The 14,146-nt window shown below is 70.1% G+C and carries 12 protein-coding genes and 1 pseudogene; 4 read left to right on the forward strand and 9 right to left on the reverse strand.

All coding sequences use genetic code 11. The annotated features are described in order from the left end of the window. Positions 1-86 precede the first annotated feature (86 nt). Complete coding sequence (locus tag BWI15_RS01630) at positions 87-1,073, forward strand: pirin family protein (protein WP_077012465.1); 987 nt, start codon at positions 87-89, stop codon at positions 1,071-1,073. On the opposite strand, the gene BWI15_RS01635 is transcribed toward BWI15_RS01630, so the two are convergent. Further along, the gene (locus BWI15_RS01635) at positions 1,070-1,381 is read right to left on the reverse strand and encodes a cupin domain-containing protein (RefSeq protein WP_077012466.1); all 312 of its coding nucleotides are present in this window, start codon (positions 1,379-1,381) and stop codon (positions 1,070-1,072) included. The genes BWI15_RS01630 and BWI15_RS01635 overlap by 4 nt on opposite strands. Before the next feature lie 70 nt (positions 1,382-1,451). Here BWI15_RS01635 and BWI15_RS01640 point away from each other — a divergent pair, with 70 nt between their 5' ends. Further along, a complete protein-coding gene (locus BWI15_RS01640; protein WP_077012467.1) occupies positions 1,452-2,384 on the forward strand; it encodes a helix-turn-helix domain-containing protein in 933 nt (310 codons plus the stop codon). A gap of 11 nt (positions 2,385-2,395) precedes the next feature. Here BWI15_RS01640 and BWI15_RS01645 read toward each other — a convergent pair whose 3' ends face one another. From BWI15_RS01645 to BWI15_RS01670, 6 genes and pseudogenes are all read right to left on the reverse strand, one after another. Then, positions 2,396-3,022 carry a phosphotransferase gene (locus BWI15_RS01645; protein ID WP_077012468.1) on the reverse strand — a complete coding sequence of 209 codons (627 nt, stop codon included), beginning with the start codon at positions 3,020-3,022 and terminating at the stop codon, positions 2,396-2,398. Between the two features lie 118 nt (positions 3,023-3,140). Continuing rightward, a pseudogene (locus BWI15_RS01650) lies at positions 3,141-4,423 on the reverse strand (glycoside hydrolase family 18 protein). Positions 4,424-4,521: 98 nt separating this feature from the next. Then, positions 4,522-5,055 carry a class IV adenylate cyclase gene (locus BWI15_RS01655; protein WP_077012469.1) on the reverse strand — a complete coding sequence of 178 codons (534 nt, stop codon included), beginning with the start codon at positions 5,053-5,055 and terminating at the stop codon, positions 4,522-4,524. Between the two features lie 114 nt (positions 5,056-5,169). Beyond that, complete coding sequence (purH, locus tag BWI15_RS01660; RefSeq protein WP_077012470.1) at positions 5,170-6,729, reverse strand: bifunctional phosphoribosylaminoimidazolecarboxamide formyltransferase/IMP cyclohydrolase; 1,560 nt, start codon at positions 6,727-6,729, stop codon at positions 5,170-5,172. Further along, a complete protein-coding gene (purN, locus tag BWI15_RS01665) occupies positions 6,726-7,373 on the reverse strand; it encodes a phosphoribosylglycinamide formyltransferase (protein ID WP_077012624.1) in 648 nt (215 codons plus the stop codon). Before purN ends, purH begins: the two co-directional genes overlap by 4 nt. Positions 7,374-7,383: 10 nt before the next feature. Continuing rightward, complete coding sequence (locus BWI15_RS01670) at positions 7,384-8,643, reverse strand: cell division protein PerM (RefSeq protein ID WP_077012471.1); 1,260 nt, start codon at positions 8,641-8,643, stop codon at positions 7,384-7,386. A gap of 169 nt (positions 8,644-8,812) precedes the next feature. On the opposite strand from BWI15_RS01670, the gene BWI15_RS01675 reads away from it, so the two are divergent. Next, positions 8,813-10,150, forward strand: a complete 1,338-nt coding sequence (locus tag BWI15_RS01675) for a hypothetical protein (protein WP_237771081.1) — start codon at positions 8,813-8,815, stop codon at positions 10,148-10,150. A 60-nt stretch (positions 10,151-10,210) separates the two neighbouring features. Here BWI15_RS01675 and sucD read toward each other — a convergent pair whose 3' ends face one another. Together sucD and sucC are read right to left on the reverse strand one after the other, a co-directional pair. Beyond that, positions 10,211-11,101 (reverse strand): succinate--CoA ligase subunit alpha, encoded by an 891-nt coding sequence (gene sucD, locus BWI15_RS01680; RefSeq protein WP_077012473.1) that lies wholly within the window; start codon positions 11,099-11,101, stop codon positions 10,211-10,213. Positions 11,102-11,114: 13 nt separating this feature from the next. Next, on the reverse strand, positions 11,115-12,287 hold the full coding sequence (gene sucC / locus BWI15_RS01685; RefSeq protein ID WP_077012474.1) for an ADP-forming succinate--CoA ligase subunit beta: 1,173 nt from the start codon (positions 12,285-12,287) through the stop codon (positions 11,115-11,117). 184 nt (positions 12,288-12,471) lie between these two features. Between sucC and BWI15_RS01690 the strand changes: the two genes are divergently transcribed. After that, a complete protein-coding gene (locus BWI15_RS01690; RefSeq protein ID WP_077012475.1) occupies positions 12,472-14,106 on the forward strand; it encodes a glycoside hydrolase family 13 protein in 1,635 nt (544 codons plus the stop codon). Positions 14,107-14,146: the final 40 nt, after the last annotated feature.

Raw genomic sequence — 14,146 nt, forward strand, 5'->3', positions numbered from 1 at the left:
TGCCCGGCCCCGGAATGCTCGTGGTCTTGCCGCGGTTGAGCCGGATAGTTTATTCTTTAACTACCTGCTCAGCGAGGAGACCTCACATGCCCGCCGTGACCGTCAGCGACATCACCGTGCTGCCCCGCGTCCACCAGCCGGACCCGGCCGTCTCCCGCGAGCGCGCGGTCCGGTCGGTGACGTCGGCGCCGACCGGCTACGAGGGCGAGGGGTTCCCCGTCCGCCGGGCCTTCGCGGGGGTGGACCTGCGCGACCTCGACCCGTTCATCCACATGGATCAGATGGGTGAGGTGGAGTACGCACCGGGCGAGCCGAAGGGCACCCCGTGGCACCCGCACCGCGGCTTCGAGACCGTCACCTACATGCTCGACGGGATCATGGAGCACCAGGACTCGCAGGGCAACGGCGGCGTGATCACCAACGGCGACACCCAGTGGATGACCGCCGGCAGTGGGCTGCTGCACATCGAGACCCCGCCGGAGCACCTGGTGGTCAGCGGCGGCCTGTTCCACGGCATCCAGCTCTGGGTGAACCTGCCGCGCGCGCAGAAGTGGGCCGCGCCGCGCTACCAGGACATCCGCGGCGGCGACTCGGCCCTGCTGTCCACGCCGGACGGCGGCGCGCTGATCCGGGTCATCGCGGGTTCGGTCGACGGGTACGACGGACCCGGCTCGACGCACACCCCGATCACGCTGGTGCACGCGACCGTGAGCCCCGGCGCGGAGATGGTCCTGCCCTGGCAGGCGGACTACAACGCACTCGTCTACGTGCTGGCCGGTCAGGGCACGGTCGGCGCCGAGCGTCGCCCGTTCCGTAAGGGCCAGCTGGCGGTCTTCGGCCCCGGTGACACGATCCGGACCCAGGCTTCGACGTCGCAGCCGCTGGCGGAGCCGAACCTCGACGTCCTGGTGTTGGGCGGCCGCCCGATCCGCGAGCCGGTCGCGATGGCCGGGCCGTTCGTGATGAACACCCGCGCCGAGGTCGTGCAGGCCTTCGAGGACTTCCAGGCCGGCAAGCTCGGCACGATTCCCGCGGTGCACGGTGCGCCGACCGAGTTGCGGGAATCCAACTAACCCTCAGGATAGAAAACGAAGATCGTGCAGCCAGTGGCTGTTTGAGGGACGTGGGACGACCCGGCCGGACAGTGGATGAAACTGCCGGCCGGGTAGTCCCGTACGCCGTCGTTGAAGACGCCGTCGACGACGTACACCTCCTCGGGGCCCGGCTCGTGCACGTCGACGCCCTGCCAGGTCGAGCCGGGATCCATCTGCAGCACGTGCGCGGACGCGCCGGCCGGGCTCGTCCACAACGAGCGCAGGCGGATGCCGGGGAACAGCTCGCGGGTCGGTGCGTCGTTCAGTGAGGTCCACTCGAAGTCCATGTCTCCAGCCTGGCCAGCGCGGACCGCACGGAGAAGTGTCGGGAAAGTCGTCATCAGGTACTTTTCTGCCATGGCACCGCATCGGGTCGTCGCCCTCGTGAAGGCGCCGCAGTCCACGTTCGAACTCGGCTGCGCCGCCTCGGTCTTCCGCGGGGACGACTACAGCTTCGGCGTGTGTGCCGAAACCCCCGGCGAGGTCGAGACCACCAACGGGTACGCGATGCTGGTGCCGTCCGGCCTGCGCGCGCTCGACCGGGCCGACACGGTTGTCGTCCCTGGCTGGCTGCCGATCGAGGAACCGCCATCAGCTGCCGTCGTACGGGCACTGCTGCGAGCGCATCGGCGTGGGGCACGGCTGGTCAGCATCTGCTCGGGCTCGTTCGCCTTGGCCGCAACGGGTTTGCTCGACGGGCGGGCCGCGACGACGCACTGGGCGTACAGCGCCGAGCTGCAGCGGCGGTTCCCCGGCGTACGGGTTGATCCGGACGTGCTCTACATCGACCACGGCGACATCGCGACCAGCGCCGGCTCGGGCACCGGACTCGATCTGTGCCTGCATCTGGTCCGCAACGACCACGGCGCCGCGTACGCCGCCCGCGTGGCCCGCCGGATGGTGATGCCACCGCAGCGCGAGGGCGGGCAGGTCCAGTACCGCGTCGAAACCACCCCGTCAACGGATTCCCTGGCCCCGGTCCTCGACTGGGCCACCGAGCGCCTGGCCGAACCGATCACGGTCGACGACCTCGCCGCCCGTGCCGCGATGTCCCCACGCACCCTCACCCGCCGCTTCGCCGAACAACTCGGCACCACCCCCGGCCAGTGGATCCTCGCCCGCCGCATCGCCCGCACCCGCGAACTGCTGGAGACCACCGACCTGCCCGTCGACACCATCGCCACCCAGGTCGGCCTGTCCTCCGCCGTCAACCTCCGCCGCCGCTTCCACGCCGCCGTCCGCACGACCCCGAGCGCCTACCGGCGGGCGTTCCGGTCCAGCCGCGGCTGACGCCCAATCGTTCAGAAGTTGTCGAGTGCGATGAAGTGGGGGATGCGCTCGTCGTCCGGGTCGGCGCCGTAGGTCTTGGCGAACTCGCGGGCGGCGGGTGGGCCGCCGTACTGGGGGTTCAGGGTGCCGGAGAGGCTTTGCGTCATCACGGCGATGTCGACGTACGGGTCGCCGAGGCCGAGGCGGCTGAGGTCGAGTACGCCGGTGAACCGCAGCGTCTCCGGGTCGACGAAGACGTTCGGCAGGCAGTAGTCGCCGTGGGTGACGACCGTCGCCTCGCCGGGGAACGGCGAGGTGAACGGGCAGGTCGTCAGCGTGTGGAGTTCGCGCAGGCCCTCGGCGACGGCTCGCAGTACGGCGGGGCGCTGCTCGGCCGGCCAGGGTTGTGAGGCGTCGCGACCCTGGAGTTCGGTGGTCAGCATCCAGTTGTTGCCTCGGTCAACCACCTCGGGGCAGCCGAAGCCGGTCGCGCTGAGCCAGGCGACGCGGTCGGCTTCGTCGTCGACGCCCTGACCGGCCTTGTAGTACAGGGTTTCCCGGGCCCGCTCGAGGCGGACGACGGTTGCGCCGGAACAGCCGAGGTCGATCGGTCGGGCGCTGTGCGCGTTGAAGCGAGCGGCCAGGGTTTCGACGTCCACTCGCGACATCGTACGAGCGAAGGCGGACCTCCACCACCGACTAACCTTCGGCTCCGCGCCGGCGCCAGGCTGGGCGGGCGTCCCGCGCGGAGGCTTGATCGGTGGTGGAGGTCGGAGATCAGCGCAGCGTGCGGTGCAGCGCCTTGATCAGTTCGCCGTCGGCGGTGTCGCCGTCCAGCGACCAGATCATCGCGCCGCCGAGGTGACGCTGGTTGATGTAGTTCGCCTTGCGCTTCATCTCGGTCGGGTCGTCCCAGGTCCAGAACGTCGTCCCGTCGAACAGCCAGGCGAAGCCGGCCTTCTCGTCACGGTGCACGGTGAACTGGGACAGCTGTGCCTTCAGCAGCCGGTAGTCCTCATAACCGGCCTCGTACGTCGCCGGGGCGGGGCCGGTCGCCGGCTGGAAGAGGCCGTTGTTCTGGTTCGTCACGCCGGTCCAGCCGCGGCTGTAGAACGGGACGCCCATCACCAGCTTGTTCCGTGGCGCGCCGCGGGTCAGATACGCGTCGATCGTCACCTGCGAGCTGAACTCGGCCGCCGACGGATCACCGGCCGGACCGTCGATCGCCGACTGCTGGTTGGTCACCGGGTCCCAGGCGCCGTGGTAGTCGTAACCCTGGGTGGTGGCGAAGGTCAGGTTCTGAAGATCTTGCCGACCTCGAACCCGTTGTCGATCTGCGCCGGCGCGGCCGGCAGGAACGCCGACAGCGTGTAGCGCCCACGGAACGGCCAGGACATCCGGTCGAGCTGCTTGCGGTACTCACGGACCAGCGCGGTGAAGTTCTGCTTGTCCTCCGGGCGAATCACGTTGCCCGGGGCACCTTCACTGCCCGGCCACTCCCAGTCCAGGTCGATACCGTCGAAGACACCCTTCGCCGCGCCGGCCGGTGCACCCGGGAGGTTGCCCTTGATCCACAGATCCAGGCAGGACTTCACGTGCGCGGCCCGGCTCGCCGGCGTGAGCGCGGCGTTCGAGAAGTACTTCGAGCCGGTCCAGCCGCCCAGCGAGATGCTGACCCGCAGCTTCGGGTACTTCTGCCTCAACTGCTTGAGCTGGTTGAGGTTGCCGGCCAGCGGCTGCCCCTCGACATCAGCCTTGCCACTGACACTCTGCTCCGCCGTGAACGGCCGCTGATAGTCGGCCCAGGCGTCGCTGCTCACGCACTTGCCCTGCTCGTCCAGGAACCCGAACGCGTAGTTCAGATGGGTGAGCTTGCCGGCGGTGCCGTTCTTCACCAGGTCGCTCACCAGGAAGTTGCGGTCGTACCCACTCCACTGGGTGTAGTACCCCACCACACGCTTGCCGCTGCCGTGCGCCTCGGCAGGCACCGCGGTCAACCCCACCGGCGCCACCACGGCCAAGGCCGCGAGCACCACAAGACTCCGACGTTTCACAGACATTGAGCCCCCCAACGGGCGGTTTGGAGGGACAGATGCGGCTCACCCTAGGCCTCCCCACCCCTTTAGACAATGTCTCTACCGAAGTCGGATCGGCGATCTCACCCGAACCGAAGCTCGGCGATCGTCCCCAGATCGATCCCGTACCGGGCGTAGACCTTCGTCGTGTTCTCCCCGGTCAGCTGTTCCTCGCCGGTACCCAGCAGTCCCGCGACCTCGATCACGTGCGCGCGGGAGTCCCCTTCGATCTCCAGGTACGGCGGAATCAGCGGCCAGGTGTCGATCTCCAGCCGCGCCCCCGCCAGCTCGTAGCTCTCCCGCCGGTTCTCCTGATACGACTTCGCCTCGAAGCCGATCCGCCGCAGGAGTTCGTGGGTGGTCGCGAAGTCACTCACCACCACTTCGGTCTCGCTGGTCCCGTCGATCCCGTCGTGCGCGATCTCCTTCATGGTGAGGGTCGCCTGCCGGCCGTCGTCGCGCAGGCGGATCCAGCGTGAGGTGTCGCCCGCCTGTACGTCGTACACGAACCGCCGCATCAGGCTCTCACCGGCCGGTCGGCCGCCCGCCGCCACCATCCGATCCCGGATGCCGTCGGCGTCGATCTCCAGGACCTTGGCCTCGAACTCGATCGGCATCCGCGTCCTTTCGGTTCCGCTGCTCGAACCGCTGCCGGGCCGAGGTCGAGAGACGACCTCAGCCCGGCACTCACCGCATTCTTTTCTATTTTGTTCGACTTGACCCGTTTCGGCTCAGTGGAAGAAGTGCCGCGTCCCGGTGAAGTACATCGTGATGCCGGCCTTGCGGGCGGCCTCGATGGCGGCTTCGTCGCGGATCGAGCCGCCGGGCTGGACGACGGCGGTGACGCCGCCCTCGATCAGCACCTCCAGGCCGTCCGGGAACGGGAAGAACGCGTCGGAGGCGGCCACCGAGCCGACCGCGCGCTCGCCGGCGCGGGTGACGGCCAGGCGGCAGGAGTCGACGCGGTTGACCTGGCCCATGCCGACGCCGACCGACGCGCCCTGGGAGGCGAGCAGGATGGCGTTGGACTTGACCGCGCGGCAGGCCTTCCAGGCGAAGGCGAGGTCGGCGAGCACCTCGGGCGAGGCAGGGTCGCCGGCGGCCAGGGTCCAGGCGTTCGGGTCGTCGCCCTCGGCCTGGAAGCGGTCGCTGTGCTGCAGCAGCAGGCCGCCGCTGATCGGGCGCATCTCGACGGTCTCCGACGAGTCCCGCGCCGGAGCCACCAGCAGCCGGATGTTCTTCTTGGCCTGCAGGATCTCGACCGCACCGTCCTCGTAGGCCGGCGCGACCAGCACCTCGGTGAAGATCTCCGCGACCTGCTTGGCCATCTCGACGGTGACCGGCGCGTTGGTCGCGATCACCCCGCCGTACGCCGAGACCGGGTCGCACTCGTGCGCCCGGCGGTGCGCCTCGGCGATGTCGGCGCCGACCGCGATCCCGCACGGGTTGGCGTGCTTGATGATCGCCACCGCCGGCTCGGCGAAGTCGTACGCCGTCCGCCGGGCCGCGTCGGCGTCGACGTAGTTGTTGTACGACATCTCCTTGCCGTGCAGCTGCTCGGCCGACGCCAGGCCGCCGCGGCCGTTGACGTACAGCGCGGCCGGCTGGTGCGGGTTCTCGCCGTAGCGCAGCACGGCCTTCTTGTCCCAGGCGGCGCCGATCCAGGCCGGGAAGTTCGAGCCCTCGCTGGTGTCGGTGAGCACGTTGCCCATCCAGGAAGCGACGGCCACGTCGTACTCGGCGGTGTGCACGAACGCCGCCGCGGCGAGCCGCTGCCGCTCCTGCAGCGAGAAGCCGCCTTCCTCCAGCACGGTGTAGATGTCCGCGTACTGCGACGGCGAGGTCACCACCGCGACGTTGGCGTGGTTCTTCGCCGCGCCGCGCACCATCGACGGGCCCCCGATGTCGATCTGCTCGATGCACTCCTCGGTGGAGGCGCCGGAGGCGACCGTCTCGGTGAACGGGTACAGGTTGCTGACCAGCAGGTCGAACGGCTCGACCCGCATCTCGGCCAGCTGCTCGACGTGGTCGGGCTTGCGGACGTCGGCCAGCAGCCCGGCGTGCACCTTCGGGTGCAGGGTCTTGACCCGCCCGTCCAGGCACTCGGGGAAGCCGGTCAGCTCCTCCACCTTGGTCACCGGTACGCCGGCCGCGGCGATCCGGCTCGCGGTGGAACCGGTCGAGACGATCTGGACGCCGGCCTCGGACAGCGCCTTCGCGAGCTCCTCCAGACCGGTCTTGTCGTAGACGCTGATCAGCGCCCGGCGGATCGGCCTGCGGTCGGTGCTCACTTCAGTCGAACCTTTCGTCCGGTGATGGTCCAGCCGTGACGGACCAGGCGGCCGACCCACTCCACCAACTGGCGGCGTTCGACCTCCTTGATCCGCTCGGTCAGGGTTTCTTCGGTGTCGTCGTCCTCGACGCCTACGACGACCTGGCCGATGATCGGCCCGGTGTCGACGCCGCCGTCGACGAAGAACAGCGTCGCGCCGGCCACCTTCACGCCGTACTCGAGCGCGTCGCGGGGTCCGTGGATGCCGGGGAAGGCCGGCAGCAGCGCGTTGTGGGTGTTGATGTACCGGTCACCGAAAGCGGCCAGGAAGTCGTCGCCGACCAGCTTCAGGAACCCGGCCGAGACGACCAGATCAGGCTGGTACTGCGCGACCGACGCGGTCAGCGCCCGGTCCCATTCGGCCCGCTCGGCGTAGTCCTTGACCTTGTGCACGAACGTCGGAACACCCGCCGCCTCGGCCTTGTCCAGCCCGGCGATGCCGTCCCGGTCAGCGCCGACGGCGACCACCTGGGCGCCGTACGCCGGATCCTGGCAGGCGTCCAGCAGGGCCTGCAGGTTCGAACCCGAGCCGGAGACCAGCACGACGAGGCGTGCACGTCGTGAATCAGGCGCAGCGGAGGGTGGCGCAACCGGGTCTGTCACGCGCCAAACCTTATCGCCCGGGCACAGGGCTCCCATCGGCCGGGCGGCGAGCAGCCAGTACGCCGGCCGCGGCCGCTGCACCGATCGCCATCCCCGCGCCGAGCAGCCCGGCGGCCGGCAGCGCGCTCGCGACCCCGAACTCGGCCATCCGGCCCGGACCCGCCGAACCACCGGCCAGCAGCATCAGGATCAGCAGCCCGACGCTCGCCAGCAACGCCGACATCGCTCCGCGCAGGGCGAACGCGTCCCACCCCAGCGCGTCGGACTCCGGCGCGGCCATCCCGCGCCGTGCCACCACCAGCCCGGCGACGGCTCCGGCGAGCAACGGCACGATCGCGGTCAGCACCAACAGGTACGCCGGCGTCGCGCCGTCCGACGGTACGGCGGCCAGCAGCGGCAGGGCCGGCAGGTTGCCGACGTCGACCCCGGTCGGCGCGATCGACGTCCCGACGCCGAGCTGGAAGCCTGGTCCGGCCAGGAACGAGACGAAGTACAGCACCATGTTCGGCAGCAGGCCGAGGCAGATCGCGAACAGCACGACCGAGCCCACGACGCCGGTGTCGAGCAGCTCCAGCATCCCGGTCACGCGGGAGAACCGGACGGCCAGCAGTACGGCGTACAGGAGTGAAGCGACGGCGATGACCGTGAGCATCGCGGCGGCGGCCGCCGGCACGGTGTCGCGCAGCCCGCTGGGCGTCGCGTCCGCGATGTCCGCGGCGGCGCCGGACTCGACCAGGATCCCGGCCGTCCCGGCGACGGCCGCGAGGCAGGCGGCACCGAAAAAGGCCGACAGCGGCGAGATCTTCAGCCCGCCCTCGGAGGTGAGCAGCGCGATGATCAGCGCGCCCAGGCCGTAGGTGCCGGCGAACGCGGCGGCGGCGGTCAGCAGGTCCTTGGTCCGGTCGGCGGCGCTGATCCGGGCGGTGAACCGGCCCCCGCGGAACAGGCACCAGCCGAGAAAGGCGGTCAGGCCGAGCGGCGCGACCGAGATCGAGCTGCCGTCGAGGCTGACCCCGGCCTTGTGCGCGACCAGCCAGACCGAGGCGCCGGCCCGGACGGCGCCGGAGGCTCCGCCGAAGGTCGCGGCCAGCCAGCCGATCACGGCGACGGCGGCGCAGGCCAGCAGACCGGCGAGCAGGCAGGCACCGGCTCCGACCACGGCGGCGATCACCACCGGCCGCGGCGGGACGACGGGCGCGGGCTGGGCGGGCCCGGGCGCCTGGTGAGATCCGCCGTCACGGGCGCCCGGACGGCTCAGCATGTCGGTCATGTGGCTTCCATCGTCGCCCCGGCCCGGGGGACAGGTCGTTCTGACACGCCGGATGTGGAAGACTTCGCCGGGCTGACTCGGCGTGGCTGCTTGCCAGGCACCGGGTACATTCGGCGTGGACTCGGAAGGCACGCCCTCGGGGTGGAATCAGTCAGGAGGTCTGGAGTCATTGTCCGGTTCCCACCGTGCGCCCCGCGGCGGCGGTCGCGCCGCGGCCCGCGAGGCGCGACGGCAGCAGTCGCGCCGCCGGAACCAGATGATCGGCGCGGGCGCTGCTGTCCTGGTCCTGCTCGGCGGCGGCGGAATCGCCGCGGTGAACGCGTTCGGCGGTGACGACTCCCCCAGCGACTCCAAGGCCGGCAGCCCGGACGGCGCCAAGGACGGCGACAAGGACCAGCTGGCCGACGCCAAGGTCCTGATCGACGGCCCGGCGGCCAAGTCACTGAGCCCGACCGGCACCTGGGCGGTCGCCACGACGGCCGACGGCAGCAGCGCGCCGGACAAGTCGTTCGTCTGCCAGGTCCAGCGCTTCGCCGACCCGGCCGGCGTCCGGACCTGGGTGCGCACCTTCCGCAACGCCGCCACCAAGGACTCCGCGGTCCAGTACGTCGAGGTCTCCAACGACACCGCCGCGGCCGCCAAGTCGTACAGCACGATCACCACCTGGCTCAGCCAGTGCAACACCCCGCAGGTCCGCCTGGTCGCCAGCTACACCACCGAGGGCCTCGGCGAGCGCGGCGTGATCGCGGTCTTCGGCCAGCCCAACGGCAGCAAGTCGAGCAAGTTCCGCACGGTCAGCGTGACGACGGCCGGCCAGGCCACGATGGTGCTCGAGCACGACTCCACCGGCGGTACGCCGCCCAAGCCGGACGGCGTGCTGGCGACCGCGAGCGCGGGACTGAAGCGGATCTGCGCCGAGACCGGCGCGGACTGCGGCTCGGGCAGCCTGACGGCCAAGCCGGGCCTGCTGCCGACGCAGGAGGCCGCGGGGTTCATGGCGCCGATCGACCTGCCGGTGCTGCCGAGCATCGACAAGCCGTGGGTCAGCGTGCCCGGCGAGGTCCGCTCCGGGACGCTGTGCGAGAAGATCGACCTGAAGAAGGCCAAGGCGACCAAGTACAAGACCCAGACGTACGTCGTACCGGAGGCGCAGGCGCCGACCGAGTTCGGGATGGACGCCACGGTCGCCAAGTTCGCCTCGCCGTCGGCGGCGTCGGCGTTCGTCACCCAGATCCGCAAGAACGTCGACGGCTGCGCGAAGACCACCTCGACCGCGACGGTGAAGTCGACCGGCACGCTCGCGCTGAGCACGGTCAAGGGCGAGGCCTGGAAGGCCACCTACGACACCGGCGGCGGCAAGGTGTTCACGTTCCGGATCGGGATCGTCGGCTCCGGCGACCGGGCCGTCTACCTGCTCTACCCGGTGCTGAAGAACCTCGACATCACCGACAGCGCCTTCACCGAGATCCTCAGCCGCGCGGCCGAGCGGTCGGCGGCCTTCAAGTAGGACAACCGAAAAGACCGCGGTCCCGAGCCGGGACCGCGGTCTTTTTCGTTGGGCCGGGAATTACTTGTTCAGGCCCTGCATGATCTCGCGCATCAGGTTGGCGGTCTCGGTCGGCGTCTTGCCGACCTTCACGCCGACCGCCTCGAGCGCCTCCTGCTTGGCGGCCGCCGTACCGGACGAGCCGGACACGATCGCGCCCGCGTGGCCCATCGTCTTGCCCTCCGGCGCGGTGAAGCCCGCGACGTAACCGACGACCGGCTTGGTGACGTTGTCCTTGATGAACGCCGCCGCCCGCTCCTCGGCGTCGCCGCCGATCTCGCCGATCATCACGATCGCGTCGGTGTCGGGGTCGTCCTGGAACGCCTGCAGCGCGTCGATGTGGGTGGTACCGATGATCGGGTCACCACCGATGCCAATCGCGGTGGAGAAGCCGAAGTCCCGCAGCTCGTACATCATCTGGTACGTCAGCGTGCCGGACTTCGACACCAGGCCGATCCGGCCCTGGCCGGCGATGTCGGCCGGGATGATGCCGGCGTTGGACTCACCCGGCGTGATGATGCCGGGGCAGTTCGGGCCGATCACCCGGGTCTTGCCGGAGGCCTGCGCGGCGGCGAAGAACGCGGCGGTGTCGTGCACCGGCACGCCCTCGGTGATCACCACGACCAGCGGGATCTCGGCCTCGATCGCCTCGAGCACCGCGTCCTTGGTGAACTTCGGCGGGACGAAAACGACCGACACGTTCGCGCCGGTCTCCTTCATCGCGTCCGCGACGCCACCGAAGACCGGCACTGCCTTGCCGTCGAAGTCGACGCTCTCGCCGGCCTTGCGCGGGTTCACGCCGCCGACGATGTTGGTGCCGGAGGCAAGCATCCGGGTGGTGTGCTTGGTGCCCTCGGAGCCGGTCATGCCCTGGACGATGACCTTGCTGTCCTTGGTCAGGAAGATAGACATGTTCAGCGATCCCTTACTTCGCAGCCAGCTCGGCGGCCCGCTTGGCGGCGCCGTCCATCGTGTCGACCCGCTCCAGACCGGCCAGGCCGGCCTCGTCGAGGATGCGGCGGCCCTCGTCGGCGTTGTTGCCGTCCAGCCGGACGACCAGCGGCTTGTTCACGGCCTCACCGCGGCCGGCCAGCAGCTCGAACGCCTGGACGATGCCGTTGGCGACCGCGTCGCAGGCGGTGATGCCGCCGAAGACGTTGACGAACACGCTCTTCACCTGCGGGTCGGAGATGATGATCTCCAGGCCGTTGGCCATCACCTCGGCGGAGGCTCCGCCTCCGATGTCGAGGAAGTTCGCGGGCTTGACGCCGCCGAACTCCTCACCGGCGTACGCGACCACGTCGAGCGTGCTCATCACGAGCCCGGCGCCGTTGCCGATGATGCCGACCGAACCGTCGAGCTTGACGTAGTTCAGGCCCTTGGCCTTGGCGGCGGCCTCCAGCGGGTCCTCGGCCGAGGAGTCCTCGAACTCCGCGTGGTCGGGGTGGCGGAAGTCGGCGTTCTCGTCGAGCGTGACCTTGCCGTCCAGCGCCTCGACGTTGCCGTCCTTGAGCTTGACCAGCGGGTTCACCTCGACCAGCGAGGCGTCCTCCTCGATGAACACCCGGTACAGCTTGGCGATCTCGACCGCGGCGGCGTCCAGCACGTCGGCCGGGTAGCCGGCCTGCTCGGCGATCTCGCGCGCCTTGGCCTCGTCCACGCCGGTGGCCGGGTCGATAGAGATCTTGGCGACCGCGTCCGGGTTGGTGTGCGCGACCTCCTCGATCTCCATACCGCCGGCGGCCGACGCGATGCACAGGTAGTTGCGGTTGGCCCGGTCGATCAGGAACGAGAAGTAGTACTCCTCGCCGATCGCGGCCGCCGGAACGATGTTCAGCGTCTTGACGATGTGGCCCTTGATGTCCAGACCGAGGATCTCGCGCGCCTTCTCCTCCGCCTCGTCCGGCGAGGAGGCCAGCTTCACGCCACCGGCCTTGCCCCGGCCCCCGGTCTTCACCTGGGCCTTGACCACCACGGTGCCGCCGATCTTCTCGGCGGCGGCGCGGGCCTGTTCCGGCGTGGTGACGACCTCGCCGACCGTCGTCCGTACGCCGTGCTTGGCGAAGACCGTCTTCGCCTGGTATTCCATCAGATCCACGAGTGTGGTCCCTCTCTGCCTGTAACAAGTCGTCCGCGGCAGGCTGCGGTGCGTGAGTCAGGCACGGTCGCCGGCGCGTTCCGTCGGGCTGAGACTAGCCACCCCGGCGCGCGTGGCAACAGCCGGGGTACACGCTGAGACGACTGTCACAGCCAGGTTGCCCGGTCGTGAAAGGCTGGTCGCCATGACTGAAGGATCAACCAGACCAGCTGACGACTGGTGGCGTAGTGCCGTCGTCTACCAGGTGTACCCCCGCTCGTTCGCCGACGCCGACGGCGACGGGACCGGAGACGTGAACGGGATCCGGGCCCGGCTGCCCTACCTGGCCGAGCTCGGGGTGGACGCGATCTGGATCAGCCCGTGGTACCCCTCACCGCTGCTCGACGGCGGGTACGACGTGTCCGACTACCGCGACATCAACCCCGACTTCGGCACGCTGGCCGACGCCGACGCGCTGATCGCGGAGGCGCACGCGCTCGGGATCCGGATCCTGATCGACCTGGTGCCGAACCACTGCTCCTGGGAGCACCCGTGGTTCAAGGCCGCGCTGGCCGCGGGCAAGGGGTCGCCGGAGCGGGAGCGGTTCTGGTTCCGCGACGGCTTGGACGGTCTGCCGCCGACGAACTGGCCGGCCGCCTTCGGCGGAGGCGCCTGGCAGCAGATCGAGGACGGCCAGTGGTACCTGCACATGTTCGACATCTCCCAGCCGGACTGGAACTGGGACCACCCGGACGTGATCGCGGAGTTCGACGCGATCCTGCGGTTCTGGTTCGACCGTGGCATCGACGGGTTCCGGATCGACGTCGCGGACTCGATGGCCAAGGACGCGACGCTGCCCGACGTACCGCTGAAGGACGGTCAGCCGACCCGGGACAAGTACGTCGGCAACCCGTTCTACGACCAGCCGGGCGTGCACACGATCCACCAGCGCTGGCGCGCGATCGCCGACGAGTACGCCGACACCGCGCAGGGCCCGCGGGTCTTCGTCGCGGAGGCGTGGCTGTCGCCGGCTGAGCGGCTCGCGCAGTACGTGCGGCCGAACGAGCTGCACTCGGCGTTCAACTTCGACGTCCTGCGGTGCGCGTGGGACGCGAAGGAGCTGCGGCAGGTCATCGACTACACGACCGAGAGCCTGTGGGCCGTCGGGGCGCCGGCGACCTGGGTGCTGAGCAACCACGACACCATTCGCCACCGCACCCGCTACGGCCGGGACCAGCGCGACGCACTGGCCGGTGCCGGAGAGGTTCCGACCGACCTGGCGCTCGGCCTGCGCCGGGCGCGCGCGGCGGCGCTGCTGGAGCTGGCGCTGCCGGGTGGCGCGTACATCTACCAGGGCGACGAGCTGGGCCTGCCCGAGGTGGAGGACCTGCCGGAGGAGGTGCTGGACGACCCGACCTGGGAGCGGTCCGGACACACCGTCCGCGGCCGCGACGGCTGCCGCGTACCGATGCCGTGGAGCGGGAGCGAGCCGCCGTACGGGTTCGGTCCGGGCACTGGCCAGCCGTGGCTCCCGCAGCCGTCCGACTGGGCACCGCTGACCCCTGAGGCGCAGTCTGACGACCCGAACAGCCACCTGAACCTCTACAAGGCCGCTCTGAAGATCCGCCGCGAGCACGAGGCCCTGGGCGAAGGCCGGCTCAGCTGGGACGACGATGCCCCGGCCGGAGTCCTGTCCTTCACCCGCGACCCGGGCTTCCGCTGCGTGGTCAACCTCGGCTCCGCCCCGATCGACCTGCCGGCCGGCGAGATCCTGCTCGCCTCGGAGCCGCTGGTCGACGGTGAGCTTCCCGTCGACGCGACGGTGTGGCTGTCGATCTGACCTTGCCGAGAACGGCCAACGGCGCCCCGGGGATCCCGGG

The organism is Kribbella sp. ALI-6-A, assembly GCF_001984195.1.
Lineage (GTDB): Bacteria > Actinomycetota > Actinomycetes > Propionibacteriales > Kribbellaceae > Kribbella.